Annotated in this window: 16 protein-coding genes; 6 read left to right on the plus strand and 10 right to left on the minus strand. The window is 55.6% G+C overall.

Annotated elements, in window-relative coordinates:
- Positions 1-46 precede the first annotated feature (46 nt).
- From HWX74_RS19510 to HWX74_RS19520, 3 genes are all read right to left on the minus strand, one after another.
- On the minus strand, positions 47-2,176 hold the full coding sequence (locus HWX74_RS19510; protein ID WP_176015222.1) for a carboxy terminal-processing peptidase: 2,130 nt from the start codon (positions 2,174-2,176) through the stop codon (positions 47-49).
- A 107-nt stretch (positions 2,177-2,283) separates the two neighbouring features.
- Positions 2,284-5,382 (minus strand): efflux RND transporter permease subunit, encoded by a 3,099-nt coding sequence (locus HWX74_RS19515; RefSeq protein WP_176015223.1) that lies wholly within the window; start codon positions 5,380-5,382, stop codon positions 2,284-2,286.
- Between the two features lie 27 nt (positions 5,383-5,409).
- Positions 5,410-6,633 carry an efflux RND transporter periplasmic adaptor subunit gene (locus HWX74_RS19520; RefSeq protein ID WP_176015224.1) on the minus strand — a complete coding sequence of 408 codons (1,224 nt, stop codon included), beginning with the start codon at positions 6,631-6,633 and terminating at the stop codon, positions 5,410-5,412.
- 183 nt (positions 6,634-6,816) lie between these two features.
- Here HWX74_RS19520 and HWX74_RS19525 point away from each other — a divergent pair, with 183 nt between their 5' ends.
- The 3 genes from HWX74_RS19525 (at position 6,817) to HWX74_RS19535 (ending at position 10,391) form a co-directional block, all read left to right on the plus strand.
- On the plus strand, positions 6,817-8,202 hold the full coding sequence (locus HWX74_RS19525; RefSeq protein WP_176015225.1) for an RsmB/NOP family class I SAM-dependent RNA methyltransferase: 1,386 nt from the start codon (positions 6,817-6,819) through the stop codon (positions 8,200-8,202).
- Positions 8,203-8,435: 233 nt separating this feature from the next.
- A complete protein-coding gene (locus HWX74_RS19530) occupies positions 8,436-9,587 on the plus strand; it encodes an SDR family oxidoreductase (RefSeq protein ID WP_176015226.1) in 1,152 nt (383 codons plus the stop codon).
- Between the two features lie 6 nt (positions 9,588-9,593).
- A complete protein-coding gene (locus HWX74_RS19535) occupies positions 9,594-10,391 on the plus strand; it encodes an amidohydrolase family protein (RefSeq protein ID WP_176015227.1) in 798 nt (265 codons plus the stop codon).
- A 49-nt stretch (positions 10,392-10,440) separates the two neighbouring features.
- Here HWX74_RS19535 and hcp read toward each other — a convergent pair whose 3' ends face one another.
- Complete coding sequence (gene hcp, locus HWX74_RS19540; RefSeq protein ID WP_176015315.1) at positions 10,441-12,003, minus strand: hydroxylamine reductase; 1,563 nt, start codon at positions 12,001-12,003, stop codon at positions 10,441-10,443.
- 178 nt (positions 12,004-12,181) lie between these two features.
- Here hcp and HWX74_RS19545 point away from each other — a divergent pair, with 178 nt between their 5' ends.
- Positions 12,182-13,363, plus strand: coding sequence for an IS4 family transposase (locus HWX74_RS19545; protein ID WP_176013549.1), 1,182 nt, complete (start codon positions 12,182-12,184; stop codon positions 13,361-13,363).
- A gap of 157 nt (positions 13,364-13,520) precedes the next feature.
- Here HWX74_RS19545 and HWX74_RS19550 read toward each other — a convergent pair whose 3' ends face one another.
- Positions 13,521-14,813: an ammonium transporter gene (locus HWX74_RS19550; protein WP_176015228.1), complete on the minus strand. Its 1,293-nt coding sequence runs from the start codon at positions 14,811-14,813 to the stop codon at positions 13,521-13,523.
- 34 nt (positions 14,814-14,847) lie between these two features.
- Positions 14,848-15,189 carry a P-II family nitrogen regulator gene (locus tag HWX74_RS19555; protein WP_176015229.1) on the minus strand — a complete coding sequence of 114 codons (342 nt, stop codon included), beginning with the start codon at positions 15,187-15,189 and terminating at the stop codon, positions 14,848-14,850.
- Between the two features lie 274 nt (positions 15,190-15,463).
- Between HWX74_RS19555 and HWX74_RS19560 the strand changes: the two genes are divergently transcribed.
- Entirely contained in the window at positions 15,464-15,946 is a 483-nt protein-coding gene (locus tag HWX74_RS19560) for a hypothetical protein (protein WP_176015230.1), read from the plus strand.
- Positions 15,947-15,999: 53 nt separating this feature from the next.
- Here the strand turns inward: HWX74_RS19560 and HWX74_RS19565 are convergent, their stop codons facing one another.
- Both HWX74_RS19565 and HWX74_RS19570 read right to left on the minus strand, forming a co-directional pair.
- Positions 16,000-16,968 carry a serine/threonine protein kinase gene (locus HWX74_RS19565; protein WP_176015231.1) on the minus strand — a complete coding sequence of 323 codons (969 nt, stop codon included), beginning with the start codon at positions 16,966-16,968 and terminating at the stop codon, positions 16,000-16,002.
- Between the two features lie 88 nt (positions 16,969-17,056).
- The gene (locus HWX74_RS19570; protein ID WP_176015232.1) at positions 17,057-17,209 is read right to left on the minus strand and encodes a small basic protein; all 153 of its coding nucleotides are present in this window, start codon (positions 17,207-17,209) and stop codon (positions 17,057-17,059) included.
- Positions 17,210-17,370: 161 nt separating this feature from the next.
- Here HWX74_RS19570 and HWX74_RS19575 point away from each other — a divergent pair, with 161 nt between their 5' ends.
- A complete protein-coding gene (locus HWX74_RS19575) occupies positions 17,371-18,768 on the plus strand; it encodes a bifunctional UDP-sugar hydrolase/5'-nucleotidase (protein WP_176015233.1) in 1,398 nt (465 codons plus the stop codon).
- A gap of 20 nt (positions 18,769-18,788) precedes the next feature.
- On the opposite strand, the gene dnaG is transcribed toward HWX74_RS19575, so the two are convergent.
- The gene (gene dnaG / locus HWX74_RS19580) at positions 18,789-20,594 is read right to left on the minus strand and encodes a DNA primase (RefSeq protein ID WP_176015234.1); all 1,806 of its coding nucleotides are present in this window, start codon (positions 20,592-20,594) and stop codon (positions 18,789-18,791) included.
- A gap of 13 nt (positions 20,595-20,607) precedes the next feature.
- On the minus strand, positions 20,608-21,378 hold the full coding sequence (locus tag HWX74_RS19585) for a tetratricopeptide repeat protein (RefSeq protein WP_176015235.1): 771 nt from the start codon (positions 21,376-21,378) through the stop codon (positions 20,608-20,610).
- Between the last annotated feature and the right edge of the window lie 79 nt (positions 21,379-21,457).

Raw genomic sequence — 21,457 nt, forward strand, 5'->3', positions numbered from 1 at the left:
CCGTTCGATTCCGGTTGGAACCGAACGGAAAAGATTTCTGGAAAAATCAGGCGGCGTCTTCGCCGGCTTTCAGGTCGATGAAATCCGACATGATCCGGACGGACTCTTCCATCACCCAATCATCCTGCTTTTTCTTGTTATCCTGTTCTCCGGCCGCGGTGCCGTTCAGCGCGTCATTTTCCTTGTCCAGTTCTTTTTCCTGCTGGTACTCCTTGAAACGGGTTTCCTCATTCAAAGAGATGACCTTGCGTTCCTTCAAACTTTTGAACAGATCGACTTTGGCCTGATATTTCTGGAAATTCGAATCATTCTGGCGGCGCTCCCGGGATTTCTCGTCGAGGATTTTGACCTCCTTCGCCAGCCTGGAATCGTAATTGTCATGCGGAACTGCGGCGATGGAATCCCACGGCAGGTGGTTTTCGTTGTACAGTTCGCCGACTTCCATGAATTCGGTGAACGACGGCAACTGGATATCCGGCTTGATGCCGAGCTGCTGGGTCGATTCCCCGTTGATCCGGTAGTAAATGGCCGTTTCATATTTCAGGGAACCGGCCGGGAAGGATTGCCGCAGATGGCCGAGCAGCCGGTCGAGTTGGGTAACATCCAATACCGTACCTTTGCCGTAAGTCCGGCTGTCGCCGACCACAATGCCGCGCTGGTAATCCTTGATCGCGCCGGTGAAAATTTCCGCCGCCGAAGAGGTCAGCTTGCTGGTCAGCACCATCAGCGGGCCGTCGTAGACGATCGCATCATCCGGGTCGCGCTCCACCTTGACTTTGCGTTCGGAATTGCGGACCTGAACCACCGGACCGGAGGTGATGAACAAACCGGACAGGCTGATCGCCTCCTGCAGGCTGCCGCCGCCGTTCAGCCGCATGTCGACGATGACCCCGTCCACGCCTTCTTTCTTGAAATCTTCCAGGATGCGTTTGACGTCGCGGGTGCAGCTTTTGTAATTTTTGTCGCCGCGGAATGCCGCTTCGAAATCCATGTAAAAACGGTTGAGGTTGATCACCCCGATTTTGTGCTCTTGGCCATCCGGCATCGGAATGGCGCGGATGGAGCCGGACGCTTCGCTCTCCTTGAGCTCCACTTTGCCGCGCGTAATGGTGATGTTCTCCGGAATGGCGTTACGCCCTTTGCTGCCGGAAAGCACCGTTAAGGTCACTTTGGTATTTTCCGGGCCGCGGATCAATTTTACGACTTTGCTGACCGACATGTCGATCACGTCGACCGGGGCTTCATCCTGCTGGGAGACGGCGATGATGCGGTCTTCGGCTTTCAGCGTGCCTTCCAGCGCCGCCGGACCGCCCGGGACGATTTCAACCACTTTGGTATAACCGTCGTCACTGGTCAGCGTCGCTCCGATCCCGTAGAGCGACAGACTCATATCGATGCTGAAATCTTCTTCTTCCCGCGGCGAGAAATAACTGGAATGCGGTCCGTAAGTCAGCGCCATCGCGGTAAGATAGAAACCGAGAATTTCCATCTTGTCCTTCTGGCTCATTTCATTGTGAATATCGCGCAGCCGTTTCAGGATTTTTTCTTCCGGCGTCTGTTTGTCCCACAGCGCCTGAATCGCTTTGCGGTCCGCCTCGGCGGCATCTTCCGGCGTCTCCGATTCCATCGCCCGTTTCAGCAGCCGGAAATAGAGAACGTCGTTTTTCAGTTTCTTACGCCAGAATTCGCGTTGTTCCTCGGCGTTGGCGAACGGCTTGGCATTCTGCCGGTCGATTTCGATGGTTTCATCCAGGGTGAAATCGAACCCGTTGGTCAATTCCTGTTCGGCGAACTCCTGGTATTCGGTCATCCGCTTGAGCAGCAGGTCATAAACCTCGAACGCGAAATCAGCGTTGCCCGCCCGAGTCAAATCATCCAGGTAATAACGATATTTTTCAAAGCCGGCAATGTCCGGCGCGGTAAAATACAATTTTGCCGGGTCCAGCAATTTGAAATATTCGTCGAATACTTTGGAGGATTGGTTGTCATCGAGTTTCTGCTGCCGGTAATGATTGTTGCTCAACAGCGCACCGGTTAGTTTGGTGATGATGGAAATTTGTTCATCTTCTTCCAGCGTAGTGGCCGGCGCACCGTAAACGGTACTCTGCCAGCCGGCGAAACCAAGGAACATCCCGAGTGAAATCGGGTAAAGAATGCGTTTGAAAAATCCGGGCATTTACAGCACCTCACTTGATTGGTTGTTGGTCATTTATATTATTGCCTTTGACAAACAATACACGGTTTGTTCAAAATAACAATCCGCCCAACAACCGATCCGGCCGCTTATTCACTTTTTTTTCGCCGCCACGGCCAGTGGAGCGACTCCGCCAGCGAATAAATTGCCGGAATGAACAGCAGCGTGATCAAAGTGGAACTGGAAAGCCCGCCGATGACCACCCGGGCCAGCGGCGCCTGGGTTTCGCCGCCGTCTCCCCAGCCGAGCGCCAGCGGAAACAATCCCAGCACCGTGGTCAGCGTCGTCATCAGAATGGGACGCAGACGCCGGCGTCCCGCCTCGCGGATCGCCAGATCCAGACTCAATTTGTCGCGCCGCCGCAGCAGATTGGCGGTGTCGACGAGCAGAATGGCATTGTTGACGACGATGCCGGCCAGCATGATACAGCCGATGAACGATTGGATGTTGAAAGTCGTGTTGGTCCAGAACAGGGCGAGGATGACGCCGATCGAAGCCAGCGGCACCGAGAACATCACCACCAGCGGGTCGCGCAGCGATTCGAATTGACAGGCCATGACCATGTAGACGAGAATCAGCGCCAGGACGAAGGCGACCAGCAGCTCCTGAAAGGCTTCCACCTGATCTTCATAATCTCCGCTGAAACTGATTGAAAAGCTGTTGGGGACGATCAGGGAACGCATCTCCTTTTGGATGTCGGCGACGACGGAGCCCATATCCCGGCCGTAGAGATTGGCCGTCAAGGTGATCACCCGTTCCTGATTTTTGCGCTCGATGTTCACCGGTCCTTCCACCCGTTCGAAAGTCAGCAGGTTGCGCAGCACGATGCGCTCGCCGGCGGTATTGCGGACCGTCATGTTCAGGATTTCGTCCAGCGGCAGGTTGTCGGCATCCTTGACTTTGACCAGAATGGTGTATTCATCGCCGCCGTCGCGGTATTCTCCGGCGGAGGAGCCGGCCAGGATCGTCCGCAGCGAATCGGCGATGGTCCTGACCGAAATCTGCAAATCGGCCGCTTTCTGGCGGTCGATGACGATCCGCTGCTCCGGAACGCCGAGATCCCGGCTCAATTCGACGTCGGTGACGTTGGGGATATTTTCGACGATCGCTTTCAGTTGGGCCGCCAGCGCATTGGAGAGATCGAAATCATAACCGCGGATGTCGATGGTCACCGCATCGGAAGAGGAGCCGCCTCCCATGCTCATGCCGGAACGGGCCCGGGTTCGGAACGTCGTGCCCGGAATGTTTTTCAGCCGCTGCGTCAACGCATTGGCGATGTCTTCGGAAGATCGCTTGCGCTCCGATCGCGATTTCAGGCGAATGTTATAGGAAGCCTTATGGCCGCCGGTCGCCCGCCAGGAAGAACTGCCGGCGCTGGAAACCCAGCCGATGTATTCGTCTTTGAATTCGTCATAGATGAGCGGCTCGGTCATGATGACGGTCTGATTGACGCTTTCCGGGCTGGTGCCGACGGCTTCTTCCAGCGTGATGTCTACGGCGCCGCCGTCGCTTTTCGGCATCATTTCGGTTCCGATAAAGGGACAGAGCAGCGCCACGGCCACCAGCAGTAATAAACTGCCGACGATTACCGTGCCGCGCCAGCGCAACACGGTATCCAGAATGCCGGCATAGAACAAATCCAGTCTTTCAAGTGCGATCGAGCTGAGAACCAGCAGGCGGTCGGTCAATTTCGGATTGTCCAGCGTTGCATGATGCACGCTCTTTTTCATAATGCGGCCGGCCAGCATCGGCACCAGTGAAATGGCGGTGAACAACGAACAGACCAGTGAGAAACTGACGACTGCCGACAACTGTTTGAACATGATTCCCGCCATGCCCTGCGTGAAGATCAACGGCAGAAAAACCGCCAGGGTGGTCAACGTGCTGGCGATGATCGCCAGCACCACCTCGCTGGTGCCCTGAATGGCGGCCTGTTCCCGCGGCATGTCCTCGTCGCGCAACCGGGTGATATTTTCCAGTACGACGATGGAGTTGTCGACGAGCATGCCGATCCCGAGCGCCAGACCGCCGAGGGTCATGATATTCAAGGTGTAACCGCAGAAATAGATCAACGCGAAAGTGGCGATGATCGACATCGGGATGCTGACCGCGATGATCAGCGTGCTGCGGATATTGCGCAGGAAGAACAGCAGCACCAGGACCGCCAGAACGCCGCCGTAAATGGCGGAATCGCTGACGCTGGTCAACGATTGCTCAATATATTCCGCCGAATTGTTGATCGGCCGGATATCCAGTTGCGGAATTTCGGCGTTGATTTTTTCCAGTTCCTTCAGAACGTTGTTGGCTACCGTCACCGTATTGGAACCGGACTGTTTGTAAATCGCGATGAAAATACCGGGTTTGCCGTTGACCCGGACATAGCGGGTCACCTTTTCATGGGTGTCGATGACTTCGCCGATGTCGCGGATACGGATCGGAACCCCGTTCTGCTGGGCGATCACCATGTCGCGCAGCTCTTCGAGCGACGAGAAGGTACCCGGGGTCCGGACCCGGATTTCCAGGCGTTCCTCACGGACATTGCCGGCCGGGGTGGTGACGTTGTTGCTCCGGATCTTGGTCAGAATGTCATCCAGCGTCAGGTCCAGCGTCTTGGCCTTGTCCATGTCGAAACGGATCTGGATTTCCCGGACATAACCGCCGGAGATATCGGCGGAGGCAACCCCTTCGACCCGTTCGAACCGGTACTGCACTTGATCTTCGATGAGCTGACGGGCTTCCAGCAAATCCATCTGGGTGCCGACGCCGAGCCGCATGATCGGGAAATTGGCCGAGTCGAATTTCCGGATAACCGGCCGGTCGACATCGTCCGGCAATGATTTGATGACCCGGTCGAGGCGGTCACGGACATCGGCGACCGCGGCATCGAGATCGACGCCCCAGTTGAATTCGATCGAAACGTTGCTGGCGCCTTCACCGGAATTGGAAGTGATCGTTTTGACGCCGGGGACGGCACTGACGCCTTGTTCGATCGGCCGGGTGACCAATTCTTCGACCTCTTCCGGACTGGCGTCCTCATAGGTGGTGCTGATCGACAAAGTCGGATAGGTAATATCCGGCATCAGATCGACCGGAAGGTAACGCAAGGCGATGGCTCCCAGGATGATGACAATACAGGAAATCATCGAAATGAAAACCGGGCGCTGTACCGAAAATTCAGGTAAATTCATAATGGCTGGAGTCTCCGGTCGTTACAGTTATTGATTCTGTTCGACGGCGGCCGCTTCCACCGTTCGCGTCGGCTTGAATACCGCCATACCGTCCACCAGTTGATGATTGCCGAGCGTCACCACCGGAGCGGTGATTTCCGGCGAGAGGATTTCAACCATGTCATCGACGCGAATGCCCGGCTGAACCAGCACGAATTTGGCGATGGCGGAAATTCCGTCGGCGTCGGTTTGCTCCGGGGTTTTCTGGAACAGGAAAACGCCGTATTCTTCACCATGCTTGACCAGAGCGTTACGGGGCACCACCGTGACGTTTTCATGCAGGTCGAATTCGATCTCCGCCCGAATGAACATCCCCGGCTTCAACCGCAGATCGGCATTGCCCAACTCCAGTTCCACATAAGCCTGGCGGGTGTTACTCTGCAGAATCTGGGCGATATTGATGATTCTGCCCTGAAAAACCTCTCCGGGATAGGCGTCGGTGGTGATGTTGGCGGTCTGACCGATTTTCAGTTGCGGATAATCCCGTTCGATGACGTGGATAATGCCTTTGAGCCGATCGATTTCGACGATGGTCAGCAGTTTCTGGTTCGGGGCGACCAGGGCGCCTTCATCGACAAAGCGTTCGGCGACGTAACGCGGCGAAGCCGGCTCCCAGGAGGAGAAGATTTTAGTGTCCGCCAACTTCAACTGGGCGGTGTCCAGCGCACTTTTGCGGCTCTGGACCTCCGCCTCCCGCATCGCATGGATGACTTCATTGGCCTGCAGGGCGGATTTCGTCGTATCGTATTGCGCATCGGAGATGATGTGTTTGTCGTGGAGTTCCTGCTGCCGGTCGAACTCCTTTTGTTTGAGCTCCAGCGTAATGACCGCCTCCTTCAATTGCGCTTCGGCCACGGCCAGGTCGGCGGCCGCCTGCGCCACCTGCTTGGTGTATTCGATGTCTTCGATTTGCACCAACTGCATTCCGGGGGTGAGGGCATTGCCGATCTGGCCGACCAACCGTTCCAGCCGGCCGCCGACCTTGGGCGCAATATCAAAACTGCTCCAGGCATTCAAGGTGCCGGTAAAGGAACGGATATCCCGCAGACTTTCCTTGCGCGGCATGACATATTCCACCGGGACCGCGGGGATTTTGCTTTTTTTCCCTTCGCTATCTTCTGCCGACGATAAAATATTGTAAACTTTGCCCAATGTAAAAACAATGGCGGCGGCAACGGCAAACAGTACGAGCAGATAAAAAATTTTCTTCATGTAGACTGATGTCCCTGTCTCTTGTGATTTCTGTATTGATTAGGTAAAATACCCTTACCGGTTCAAAACGCAAACACCCTTTATGAATTATTAACGCAGTTGCCTTTTATTTATTGTTTGGGAATGTACATTAATGATCATTTATTTTCAATTGGTATGAAAACAGGCAGGAGACCGCGAACGTTGAACGACAGAAAAGGCACTTTTTCATCGAACCGGGAAGGGATGAGCGAAGGGAAACTGCTGGCGCAGTGCAAAGCGCTGCAGCAGGGGTTGCAACAGGTCACCGCCGCGGTTTTTGCCGATAACCGGCCGGCGGATCGGGCGCTGAATCTCTTTCTGCGCGCCAACCGGCAGTTCGGCTCGCGCGACCGGCAATTCATCAGCGAGAGTGTTTTCGGTTTTTTCCGTTATCTGGGGGTTTTGCAGACATTATTGCTGCCGGAAGAGCGGCGCCGGTTATGGGAGCACGGCCAGTTGCCGCCGTTGCCGGTGACGACGGCGATGCTGCTGGGGGCCTGGCTGCTCGGCGGGGGGCCGCTGCCGCCGGCCGCGACGATAGTCTGGCGGCGGCAGTTGCAGTTGTCCGGAACGCTGGAAACAGAGTTGACGGCATTGGTTGCGCAGTTGGCCGCCGCCATTCAACGTCCCGTTCCGGAGGTTGAATGGCGGCAACTGGTTCCGGAACCGTTGCGGGGCGCGTTTGCACTGTCCCCCGGTCAGGAGGAGTGTTTTTTAGAAATGCTGCGGCGCCGGCCGCCGCTGTGGCTGCGGGTGCAGACTGCGGAAGTGGAGCGATTGAAGGAGGAATTGAGTCGGGAAGGGTTGACGGTGGAGGTGCATCCGAAGTTGGCGAAAGCGCTCCGGGCCGGAAATCCCAGGGTCAATTTATACCAGTTGCCGGCGTTTCAGGCCGGATGGTTCGAGGTTCAGGATCTGGCTTCGCAGGTGATCGGTTTGGTCTGTGCGCCCGGCAAGGGAGAACGTTGGTGGGACGCCTGTGCCGGAGCGGGCGGCAAGAGCTTGCAGTTGGCGGATTTGATGCAGCGCAAGGGAACGGTGGTGGCTTCCGATATCCGGGCGTATAAACTCGAGGATTTGCGGCGGCGCGCCCGCCGGGCGGCGTTTCCGAATATCGGTTGCCGGGTTTGGGACGGTAAGGGGCTGCGGCGCAACCAACGGGAAAAATTTGATGGGGTGCTGGTGGACGCGCCGTGCAGTTGTTCCGGCACCTGGCGGCGCAATCCGGATGCCAGGTGGATCCTGACCGGATCGGCGGTCGCCGAGATTGCCGCGCTCCAGCTCCGGATTTTGCAGGCCGCCGCCACCGGCGTCAAATCCGGCGGCATTCTGGTTTACGCTACCTGTTCGATGTTTCCGCAGGAGAATGCCGGAGTGGTCAACGCGTTTCTGGCCGCCGAACCGGCATATCGACTGGAAGCTTTCGACAATCCGCTGACCGGAAAACGGACTGATGGCATGCTGCAGGTTTATCCGTGGGATGGCGATTGCGACGGAATGTTCGTGGCCCGATTGCGGAAGGAAAGCGCGCCGGCAGAGCCGGCCTGAAGCCGGGCCGGATTGTCTTCGAGGCATGGTTCGGGCCGGCTGAGAGCAGGCGGCTGAAGAGATGGAATTGATAAGTTTTACATTTTATTTCGGTTGGCCTGTTGCATTCCGGGCTGATTTGGATTAAATTAACAGGAATTATTTTTGTTATTCCGTTTTGACGACGGAACGGAATAACGCTTGGAAGTGGCAGTGATGATTTTGAATTGTATAAAAAAGATTCGGGGAAATAGATGACAAAGATTTTCTTAACCGGGATTACCGGGCTGGTCGGCAGTGCCTTTACCGTGGCTCTGTTGAGAGAGCGCAACGATGTGAGGATTGTCTGTCTGGTGCGCAATGGAGGCAATCGCAGCGCGGAGGCACGGGTGGAAAAAATCATTCAGGACCAGTGTGCGTTCGATGGTTGTCCGGAAGCCGCCGCCGCCATTTTGTCCAAGATCGAGGTGATCCCGGGCGATGTCGTCGACCTGGAGGTTGAAAAGCTGGCTGCCGATCCGAAAATGAAAGGCGTCAATGTTGTTTTTCACTGCGCCGCCGATGTCAATCTTGGCAAGGATCCGACCGGCAAAACTTTCCGAATCAATTATGACGGCACCAAAAATATCGTTGCACTGGCCAAGCTTTTGAAGGCGGAAGCCATTCATTATGTCAGTACCGCCTACGTTGCCGGCAAACTTTCCGGGCGGGCGATGGAGGATACGCCGCTGGACAGCGGTTTCAACAATCCTTACGAAGAGAGCAAATTCAAAGCGGAGATGCTGGTGCGCAGTTGCGGTATCCCGTTCACCATCTACCGGCCGGCCATCATCACCGGCCGGCTGCGCGACGGCCGCATCCGCAAGCCGTTGGCTTTCTACCGGATCCTTGAATTCATGGCCAAAATCAAGAAACACCGTTGTGCGAAATGCGGCATGGACCCGCTGGGCATGATGGATATGGATCTGCATTTCAACACCATTCCGTCCGACCATGTTTATTTCGTGCCGATCGATTATGTCCAGCGGGCGGTTACGGCACTGTTTCAGCAGCCGGTGGCCAACCGGACCTATCATGTCACCGGCAACAGCCCGGTTTCAACTCATATGATCGATGTGGCGGTCTGTGAATTCCTGCGGATTGAAGGTGTCACGATCGAACAACTGGAAGAAAAGCCGAACATGGATGAGAAATTGATGTCGAGATTCCTGGGCGATTTGATGCCGTATTTTTCTTCCGATATCATTTTCGACCAGAGCAATATCGTCAAAGCGCTGGGGCCGGAAGCGATCGACTGGGAATTCGGCATTCGCGGCTTGAAAGCGTTGATCAAATCATTTTTCGAAGATTTCTTTCCGCATGTCGATTGGCTGCAGGAACTGGCCAGGAATTATGAGGTGCGCTGATCTTCGATGAAGATCATCGATTTTCACACGCATTTCTATCCGGAAAAGATTGCCGCCAGAGCGTTGCAGAGTGTTGCCGGCCTCCCGGGTGTGACGCCGGCGACGGACGGCACTGCCGAAGGCTTGGCGGCATCGATGCGGTGTTGCGGCATTGAAGGCGCCGTCGGCTTGAGTTTGGTTAATACTCCGGTCAACAGCCGCGGTGTCAACCATTGGGCAGCCGGCTGGAATCGGGTGCCGTTTTTTATGACTGGATCGTTTCACCCGGAAGAGCCGGATCCGGCGGCGACCGTTGTTCAGGCTGCCGCGCTGGGTTTGAAGGGCATCAAAGTCCATCCGGAATATCAGCGTTTCCGCTTTGCCGATAAACGCCTGTACCCGGCCTGGGAAGCCTGTATTGAAAAAGAATTGTTCGTCGTGACCCATGCCGGGGCGGATTTCAGTTTTCAGCCGCCTTACCGGACCGGCCCGTCGGAGCTGGCCGCGTTCCACCGTCGTTTCCCGCAATTGAAATTGGTCCTGGCCCATTTCGGTTCGATGGACATGTGGGATGCGGTGGAACAGGAATTGATTGGTTTGCCGGTGTATCTGGATACGGCTTTCGTGGCCGGGCGATTGGCGCCGGACCGTTTGACGGCGATGATCCGCCGTCACGGTGCCGAATGGGTGTTGTTCGGCTCCGACAGCCCCTGGGCCGACCAAAGAGCGGCGATCGACTACCTCGATTCGCTGGATTTGACGCAATCGGAGCGCGAAGCGATTTTCTACCGGAATGCCGCCCGATTGCTGCAATTGCCGGTTTGAGGAATGAGTATTCCTGAAAATCGCTTCGAAAGCGGGAGTGGCGGAACGATTATTGACCGCTCATCATGGCCGCAATGTCCTGCCGCGCTTCACCGGTCAACTTCAGATCGAAATGTTCGATCAGCACTTTGGCCGCGTTGGGCGACAGGAATGCCGGCAGCGTCGGTCCCAGTCGGATTCCCTTGACTCCAAGCGCCAGCAGCGCCAGCAGCACGGCGACCGCTTTCTGTTCATACCAAGCCAGATCGAACGAGATCGGCAATTGATTGAGATTTTCCAGTTGAAATGCTTCCTGGAGTTTCATGGCGATTACCGCCAGGGAATAGGAGTCGTTGCATTGACCGGCGTCCAGTACCCGTGGAATTCCGTCAATTTCACCCAGCTTGAGTTTGTTGTAACGGTATTTGGCGCAGCCGGCAGTGAGGATGATCGTATCTTTCGGCAGATTTTCGGCAACTTCAGTGAAATACTCCCGGGTTTTGTGCCGGCCGTCGCAGCCGCCCATGACGATGAAACGCTTGATGGCGCCGGATTGAATTGCCGCAATGATCCGGTCCGCCAGAGCCAGCACTTGATCATGGGCGAAGCCGCCGACAATTTCCAGATCGTCCAGTTCCGTCGGCGGTTGACACCGTTTGGCCAATGCGATCAGAGCGGAGAAATCCTTCTGCCGGCCCGGCTGCCGGTCCGGAATGTGACGAACGCCGGGATAACCGGCCATACCGGTGGTGAAAATTCGTTCCTGATAAGAGTCGCGCACCGGAATGATGCAGTTGGTCGTCATCAGGATCGGACCGTTGAAAGATTCGAATTCGGTGTTCTGATGGAACCAGGAGCCGCCGTAGTTGCCGACCAGATGCGGATATTTTTTGAAAGCCGGATAATAGTGGGCCGGCAGCATTTCACCATGGGTATAGATGTCAACGCCGCTGTTGAGGGTCTGCTCCAGCAATTCGGCCATATCTTTCAGGTCATGGCCGGAGATCAGGATGCCGGGACGTTTGCCGACGCCGGTTTTGACGGTGGTAATTTCCGGTCTGCCGTAATTGGACGTGTTGGCCCGGTCCAAAGCCGCCATCGCCAGGACGGCGACATGACCGCACTCGATGACCAGTTTGGCCAGTGCGTCGACCGAAAGCGGTTTGACGGTGGCGGCCAGTCCTTTGATCAGAAAATCATAGACGGCTTGATCTTCCACGCCGAGGATGGCGGCATGGTCGGCATAAGCGCCGATTCCTTTCATCCCGTAAGTGAGCAGTTCCCGCCAGGAGCGGATATCTTCCTCGGAGGTGCCGAGCACCCCGACCGGGATTTCCGGCATATTTGCCGCCGCCGGCAGTTTGTCACGTTCGGCGGCCGCTTCGTCAATTTGCTGCTGCAGGCGCGCCGGATCGAAATTGGCGTTGGTGATGGTAATGAATAAAGACCGGGTGAGAAAACGACCGAGTCGGGGTGACGGTTTTTGCCCGGAAGCTTCGACCCGCCAGGCAATTTCCTTCAATAATTCGATCAACTGATCCATCCGATTGGCCGCTTCGGAGCTTTTGCCGCACATGCCGCGCATCGTGCAGCCCTGATTTTTGCAGGTCTCCTGGCATTGAAAACAGAACATTGCATTCTCCATAATTGCGTTTCCTCCTGGTTGAAATGGTGAGTGAAAAGCTTTGCAAATTTACTATCCTCTTTTCACTACTGTCCGGTAAAAGTTTCCGGACTTGATTGTTAAAATCGGGACTTGTTCTATATTAGAAGAGCTCAAACCCATAATATTGAACAAGAAAGTCCCGACAATGCATTACAGTAGCATCTTTCAGCAGCTTTTCAATTTCATACCGAGACATCGTTTTGAGAAATCCGTAGAAAACTTATCCGGCGACCGCTATTGCAAACATTTTACCGCATGGCGGCAGTTTTTGACGTGCCTTTACGCGCAAATTACGGGCAAAGACTCCTTGCGAGAAATTGAAAACGGTCTTCTTGCAAACCATGATCGGCTGTATCACCTCGGCATGGAGGTTGTTCCAAAATCGACCTTGTCCGAAGCGATGAATCGACGTGATCCGGAGATATTCAAGGCGTTGTTTGAGGAAATTCTTGACCGGGCTTTGAAATGTGCGCCCTCGCACAAGTTCCGATTCCACAATCCGCTGTACGCGATTGACAGCACGACGATTGATCTGTGCCTAAATCTTTACGATTGGGCGCATTATCGTAAAAACAAGGGTGCTATCAAACTTCATACCGAGCTTGATCTATCCGGAAATCTGCCCTGCTTTGTGATGCTGAGCAACGGGAAAATAGCAGATATTCGAGCGGCACGAGAGAACATTATCATCGTTCCGGACAGCATCTACACCTTTGACAAAGGATACTATGATCTGAACTGGTTTCAACACATTGCGGACAGCGAGGCTTATTTTGTCACGAGACTGAAAGACAATGCAAAAATTGAGTTTCTCGGACAGCATCGGGAGGCAAATGAAAAACGTGGGGTTTTGCGGGATGAAGCCGTGTGGTTTACCGGATATCAATCAGCAAGAAAATATCCCGGAGAACTGAGGCTGATTGAGTTCCTGGATGAATCGACCGGAAAAACATACCGCTTCATTACCAACAACTTCAAACTGGCGGCAGCGAGCATTGCCGGAATTTATAAACAGCGTTGGCAGATCGAAATCTTCTTCAAATGGATCAAGCAAAATCTCAAAATCAAGAGCTTTCTTGGAACCAGTGAAAACGCCGTCATGACGCAAATCTATGTCGCGCTTATCCATTATCTTTTGGTCGCATACATCAAATTCCTGCATGGATTCAAGCTCAGCCTCTCGGAATTAACGAACCGAATCCGCGAGACGCTTATGCAGAATCTTTCCCTGCTCGAAGTCCTCGCTCTGAACCGCAAAACCATTACGAAGCCGCCGGATTGGAATGCTCCCGAACAACTCGAACTTTTCAACGAGTTTCTATGCTGAATTTTTTACCGGACAGCAGTGTCCTCTTTTATATTGTAACCGCTTTTAGCGCTTTTGCAATGCTCTTATTGTTCTACTGATGAAAAGTTTTTTGATAAAATAAAAAAACGGCTGATCGAAAAATCAGCCGGGCGGGAAAGGTTGGAGCCGGGACGCTTTACTGGTTGCTGAAAATCTGGAAACCGGCGTACGCCTCCATGCCGTGCTCCCCGAGGTCCAGACCGCGCAGTTCCTCCTCTTCGCTGACACGTATGCCGATCGTTCGTTTCAGCAGGTAGAAGATCAGGAACGCGCTCGGGAAGGTGACCACCCCGACGGCAATGACGCCGAGCAGCTGAATTTTGAACGAATACTCCGGGTTGGTGGAGAACAAACCGACCGCCAGCGTTCCCCAGATGCCGCAAACCAGATGGACCGATAAGGCGCCGACCGGGTCGTCGAGATGACGGCGGTCAAAAAACAGCACCGCCGGAATAACGATCAATCCGGAGACGGCTCCGATGATGACGGCGGCCGCCGGGGTAATGCAGTCCGCCGCCGCCGTTACGCCGACCAGCCCGGCCAAGCATCCGTTCAGCGTCATCGACAGATCCGGTTTTTTCAACAGCGTCCAGGCGGTCAGCATTGCGGCGATGATGCCGGCGCAGGCCCCCAAGGTCGTCGTCACCAGGACCAGTGAGACCTGGTCGGGGGCGGCGCTGAACACCGAACCGCCATTGAAACCGAACCAGCCGAACCACAGCAGAAAAACCCCGATGGTTGCCAATGGCATGCTGTGACCCATGAACGGCATCGAATGGTTGCCGACATATTTGCCGAGCCGCGGCCCGATCAGGATGACGCCGGCCAGTGCCGCCCAGCCGCCGACGCTGTGGACGAAGGTCGAACCGGCGAAATCGTGGAAATGCAGCTCTGCCAGCCAGCCGCCGCCCCAGCCCCACGAGCCGACGACCGGATAGACGATCGATACGTAAATCAGAGTGAAGATCAAAAATACATTCAATTTAATCCGTTCCGCTACCGCACCGGAAACGATGGTGGCGGCCGTGGCGGCGAACATCGCCTGGAAAAAGAAGTCCGTCCAATAGGTGTAATGGCCGTTGTAAGCCATGCCGCTGCCCGGATCGGCGATGCCGAGTCCCTGGAAGCCGAGCACGTGACCGACGACCCAGTTGCTACCCGGATACATCAGGGAAAAGCCGCATAGTGCGTAAGTCAGAATTCCGATCGGCGGCACCAGCGTGTTTTTAAACAGAATATTGGTGCAGTTTTTGGCGCGGCTGAGACCGGATTCCACCGCAGCGAAGCCGAGGTGCATCATGAACACCAGCATGCCGGCAATCATAATCCACAAATTGTCGGCGGTGAAGACGGCGACCGTGTCGGCCGTTTCAGTTGCCGCCAGGGGCAGGACGGCAACCGACAGAAACAACAGGGCAAGAATTTTCATTGGATCATTTCCTTATGAATTGAAAGTTGCTGAGTCAACCGATTGCTTCCGGACCGGTTTCGCCGGTGCGGATCCGGATGCAGTCATCCATCGGCAGAACGAAGATTTTGCCGTCGCCGATGTGGCCGGTACGGGCGCCGGCGATAATGCCGTCGATGGTCGGCTGGACGTATTCATCGTTGACGGCGATGGCCAATCGCACTTTCTTCAGCAGATTGACTTCGGCCATGGCGCCGCGGTAAGCTTCGACGTAACCTTTTTGACGGCCGCAGCCCAGCGCGTTGGTGATGGAGATTTTGAAGATATCGCGGTTGTAGAGTTCCCGCTTGACTGCATTGACCTTTTCCGGCTTGATATAAGCGATGATCAATTTCATGGCGATCCCTTTCGTTTTTTTGAGTTCCGAAAAAACATTGTTCAAATTAGCAAAAGGCATGCCAAATAATGAGATATTTTATTATTTGTTGAAAATTAATTGGTTATGTGAATGAAAACAACGGAGCCGTTTGACAAAAATGGTCAAAATTTCCGGCGGCGGAGACATGAATTCGACAATAATGTAAAATGGGGGACAAATACGGCCGGCCAGTTGATTTTTATGAAAAGCAGATATAAAGTTTGAAACGAAAGCAATAAGCGGGGGGCGCGGTATGGCGAAGGAATTGAAGAAATTGAAAGCCGGTGAAGTGATTGCCCGGCTGTTGGACGAAATCAAAGAACAGCCGGATAATTCCGTGCGGTCGGTCGCCGGAAAACTCGGTTACCGGAATGGCAGCGGTTTGTCCAATTGGAAATCGGAATCACACCGGGTCAATCCACTCGAACAAATTGCCCGTCTGACGCAGGCCAGCCGTTCCGAATTGCCGCTGCAGTGGCTTTGCGTCAGGAATGGCGGCCGTTTCATCCGCACTACCCCGCTGGAATTGAATGCCGCTCAGATCAGGACGATGAAAATCGATGCGATTCCGCAGGCATTGCGAAATTTCAGCCAGGTGACTCAGGCGATTGCCGATGCATTGCGCGACAACAGTGTGACTGCCGAGGAGGCGGCACACATTCGTGCCGAATGGGAAAAACTGCGGGAGAATATCGAACGGTTCGTCACGGCGGCGGAAGCCGGCATCCTCAAGTGAACTGCCGGCCGGAAGACGGCCGGCGTTTCAGGAGGCCGGCTGGGGCAGGCGGATCAGAGTGTTTCCTGGATGATTTGCAATTGCTGATTCAGGTCGCCGATTTCCCGCCGCCAGAAGTTGTCGCTGCCCCAGTCCGGATAGAGCCGCTGGAATTGGTAATCGCCGATTTGCCGGCTGCACCAATCCAGGAAATAGAGCATTCGCATTGCCCGCAAGGGTTCGATCAGCTTTAAGGTTCGCCGGTCGAAGTCACGCAGCATTTCATACCCTTCCAGCAGCAGTTCCAATTCTTCCTGGCAACGCGGGGCATAATCCGGCAGCAACAGCCACAAATCCTGTACCGCCGGCCCGATCAGCATATCGTCGAAATCGATCAACATCATGCCTTCGTCCGGTCGGTCCAGAATATTGCCGCAATGGCAGTCGCCGTGCAAAACTGTCAACTCCACCCTTTCGAAGGCGTCCAGCAGCCGGTCCAGCAGCCGGAAGGCAGTACGGTGAAAGTTCTCCCGGAGCGGCCGGCTGCTGATGAAATCTCCGTTCAATAAATTTTCAATCGCCTGGCGCGTTGCCCGGTCCGGCGTGAAGACCGTACGATGGCGAATCGTCAAAGTATCGCCGGATAAATGCATTCTGGCCAGCAGCATGCCGAGCCGCCGCCAATCCTCCGGCTCTCTGATTTCCAACGGCCGTCCGGAGCGTTTGGGGAAGATTGCAAAAGAAAAGAGATTGTCACAGCACCCCAGCGTTCCGGTCGTCTGGAGGCGCAACGGTGCGATGACCGGAATATCCGCCGCTTCGCAAGCCAGCACGAAGCGATGTTCTTCCTGAATGGCTGCTGCCGGCCAGCGTCCTGGCCGGTAAAATTTGATGACGAAACGCCGATGTTCACTGTTTTCGATTTCGTAAACCCGATTGATGTAGCTGGGCAACGGAATCGTCAGGCCGCCGAATGGCATTCCGAGCGCCTGTTCGGCACAGCTTACCACCAGATCCGGCGTCAATCGGTCAAAGACTCCCATGACATTTCCCGATAAAAAAGAAAAGACGGCGCCGTCTGCCGGTTCCGTCTTCTGCGATTTGACAATGTGAATTGCGCGTTCTTACCGCTCAATCCAGCGGCTTGGTTTTCGGCAGACCCAGAACTTTGTCTTCCGGAATGCGTTTCTCGGCACGCAGCAGATCGATGCGCTCATAACGTTTCATAACATTGCGCTTCTTGCGGATCGTGCCGCCGACGCGGAGACTCGGATGTTGTGACATGTTTTCACCTCGATGATGGTTTTATGTTCTAATCAAACTGACTGTTTGCAAATGATCATTTAATATGGTCTGATTCGGGGATTTTTCAAGATCATATCGCAAAAAAATTGTATTTTTCGACTTTAAAAACAACGATTTGGCAGTAATGGTAATGGAAAACGATGGAAAGTGTGAGAATGGGATGGTGGTGCGGGGTTTTCCGGCTGTTTCTGATCCTGTTGAGCTGTGCGGCGACGGCGGATTCCGTCACGCTCACGATTCTGAATACCAGCGATACCCACGGCGCGCTGTCGCCCGGCTGGCGGCAGTTGGCCGGAGAGATCCGGCAATGGCGGAAAAAGGTTGCGCCGGAAGCGTGTCTGTTGATCGATTGCGGCGACACATTGCAGGGCAGTTACGAAGCGGCACAGGACGGCGGCGCCGCGATGGTGGCAATCCTCAATGAATTGCAATACGATGTCTGGGTGCCCGGCAATCACGATTTTGAGTTCGGCATTGACAATTTTCGGCAGCGGGCGGCGGAATTCCGCGGCCAAATGCCGGCCGCCAATTTGAAGCTGGCCGGTTGGCCGGGGTGCCCGGTGGCCTGGCTGGAACGCTCCGGCGTGAAAATTGCGGTGATCGGTTTGACGGAACCGGCCATTGCCGACCGTTTGTGGCAGCCGCAGCGACAATTGGAAATTCTGGATACTTTTACTGCCGCGGCGCAGGCGTTGCGGGAAGCCGCAGCCGGCGGAGCGGAAATCATCATCGCCGCCTGTCATTTCGGCGAATATGGCCGTCCGTTCGGCTGCCGGGACTTGCTGCGGCAATTCCCGGGAATCGACCTGGTGCTGGCCGGACACACCCATCAGATTGTTCCGGGGGTAGCGATGTATGGCAGTTGGTTCGTTCAGAGCGGCAGCCATGCCGCCCAACTGGCCGTCGTTCAATTGGAGTTCGATCGGCAGACCCGGCAAGTTGGCCGGATTGTTTCCCGGATCGTCGAAATTGCGCCGGAGCAGTCGTCCGGGGCCCGGTTGCAAGGTTCGGAGAACGAGGCGGAGTGGGACGTTTCGCCGCCATCGGCTAAAAATCCGGAATTGCAGATGGCCCAGCTGGCGGCCGAAGCGATGCGTTCGGCCGGCGGCACCGATCTGGCGATCTACGGCTATTATGGCAATGTCACGGCCATTGCCCGCCAATGGTCGCCGCGCGATTTGTATGAGTACTACCCGTTTCAGGACCGGATTGTCGTTTTGAATCTTTCACGGACCCAGGTGACGTCACTGAAGCACGAACTGGCGGAGATGACGGCGCAACGGCGGTATTATACGGCAGCGATCAGCGGAGAAGAGAACCTGCCGCCGGATCGGGAACCGGTCTCCCTGGCGGTGACCAGTTATTTTGCCGCCGGCGCCGGCGGTTTACTGCCGCTGCTGCGGGACGCTGCTGGAGCGTGCCACGACCCGGCGGCGCCGGCTCCGTTGGTTCGGGAGGCGATTGCGGCGTATTTGACGGCGCGGCAGGGCCGCTGGCCGGCCGGTGTTCCCCTGAAGGAAGCGCCGGCAACGGATTGAACGGCAGAAGGAATTCGGATTCAACCGGCCGTCAGCTTCTGCATCGCCTCCAGCAGTTCACGTTTTTCCTCTGCGGTTTGCGCGGCTTTCAGGCGGGCCAACAGGGTTTGCTGTTGACGCTGGCGGTGATAACGCCGTAACGTGGCGATGCAGTCGGCGCCGGCTTTGGATTGCAGCTTCTGCTCCCAATCGCAGCTCTCTACCAGAATCCGGCTCAATTCGCCGTTCGGATGATCATCGGCGAATCGCGCCAGATGGAGAAGAACCTGATCGAATTCATCGTTCAGCGCCAGGGCGATGACTTCATTCAGCGCCTGTCCGGTAAGGTTTTCCGCCAACAATTCGGTCGGCAGTGCTTCCGCCAGCGAGCGGGCGAAGGCCGCGTCGTTCAAGGCCAGCTGCAGCAGCGTCTCTTCCGCATGCCGGACTTCCCGCGGCAGTGCCGGTTCGGTCGGTTGAAGGGGTTCCGGCGGCAGTTCCGGTTCCGGCTGCCGGGAACGGCTGCGCTTGCGCAACTGATTCAATTGGGCGAATACCGTATCGCTGCGCAGGCCGAGCCGGTCGCTCAAACTTTCAATATAACCCTCCCGGGCGACCGGATTGTTCAGCTTCATCAGTATTTCCAATCCCCGGTCCAAAGCCCGGCTTTTGCCGAATGGTGTGCTTAAATCGAATTCTCCGGTCAGATATTCATAGAGGAAATCCAGCAGATCGGCCGGCTGTTCCACAGCGGCGGCAATCGCTTCCGGTCCGTTCCTGCGATATAACTCATCCGGGTCTTTGCCGCCCGGCCAGCGAATCATTTTCACTTCGAAATCCAGCGGCAACAGCAATTCCAGCGCCCGGAGAATCGCTTTCCGGCCGGCGGAATCCATATCGAAGGCCAAATAAACGCGGCCGGTGTAACGTTTGATGATTCGCGCCTGGTCCTCGGTGAAAGCGGTGCCCTGTGGCGCCACCGCGCAGGGATAACCGGCGCGGTGCACCGCGATGACGTCAAGCTGACCTTCGCAGAGAATGATGAAATTGCGGTCGCGGATTGCCTGCCTGGCCAGCGGCAAAGCGTACAGCAGTTGGCTTTTTTTGAAAACCGGCGTTTCCGGACTGTTGACGTATTTGGCGCCGCCGGCATCCGCCTCGACGGTACGGGCACTGAAGCCGACCACTTTGCCTTGCTCATTCCAGATCGCAAAGACCAGACGGTTGCGGAAGCGGTCATAAACCCGGCCGCTCTCTTCGTTGACCAGCGCGATCCCCGCTTCGACCAGTTCGTCGCGGCTGAAGCCGAGTGCCTGGCCGTAACGCAGCGATGCATCCCAACTGTCCGGCGCCGCGCCGATTTGAAAACGGTCGGCAATTTCCGGCGGAATGGCGCGGGTGACGAAATACCGTGCCACTGCCGATTCCGGATGTTGCCGCAATTCCCGCATATAAAATTCGGCAAAAGCCTGATTGATCCGGTAGAGCCGTTCCCGCTGATCGGTGCGCTGCTTGGCCTGTCCGGCGGAAACGCCGTGGTCCTGCGGTTCCGGAATAACGACGCCGCAACGGGCGGCCAGAAGGTGAATGGCATTGGGAAAATCCACCTTTTCCCATTCCATGATAAAACGGAAAACATCGCCGCCTTTGCCGCAGCCGAAGCAGTGAAAATGCTGGCGGCTCTGATTGACGGTGAACGACGGCGTCCGTTCCTGGTGAAACGGACACAGCCCTTTCCAACTGCCGGAACCGGCTTTTCGCAGCGGCACGAAGACATTGATGATATCGACGATATCGCAACGGGCGCGGATTTCCTCAATGATATCGTCCGGAATGGCGCGATTCATCGGCGTATCCCCATCAATTCGGCCGCGACAATTGTCTGAGCCGCGCTTCCACCATCGCCCGTTTGGCCGCCATCTCCTGATTCCTGGCCACCAGCTCAAGATATCGCTGATAACGGGGGATCGCCTGTTGCGGCTGGTTGGCGTAGTAATCGGCGAACAACGCGAAATTCAAGACGATCTGCGGATTGTCCGGTGCCGCATTGTAGGCGTCCACGAAATATTTGGCCGCTTCCGCCAGTTTTTGACGGGTGGCAAAATAAATTCCGATCTGATTGGCAATTTCCGGCCGGTTGGCCTGATTGGCGGTGAGCAACCGGTAAAAAGTATAGGTGCTGTTCTGGTTCAGGCGGCCGGAGATCTGAATCAGCAGCAACAACGTGTTTTGATCTCTCGGCCGCAGGGTCAGCGCTCGGCGCAATGGCTCCAATGCGGCATCCTGCCCGGCACCGGACCGTTTCGCATACAGCCGTCCCAACAGGTATTGGGCGGTGAAATTTTTCGGATCCAGTTCCGCCGCCCGCCGGGCCGCTTCCAGCGCCGCGTCATCCTGTCCGTTCCGCAGACAGGCCAGCGCCTGCATCATCAGCGCCGAAACATTTTTCGGATCCAGTTTTACCGCCTGGGTGGCATAATCCAGCGACTGCTGCCACTGCTGATTGACGGCGCTGGCATAGGCTTTGTCCAGCAGTTCCGGAACGGTTTCCTTGCCGCCGCAGCCGTTGAGCCCGCAGAAGGCGATTGCCGCGATCCATAAAATGACAGTTTTTTTGATCAGCTCGAACATTTTTTACCTTTACCAACCTACGCAAGCATTGAGGAACCATAATCTAAAGTCCCATGCCTCACTTTGCAATCGACGAAGC

Source organism: Victivallis sp. Marseille-Q1083 (genome assembly GCF_903645315.1).
In the GTDB taxonomy this organism is placed as follows: domain Bacteria; phylum Verrucomicrobiota; class Lentisphaeria; order Victivallales; family Victivallaceae; genus UMGS1518.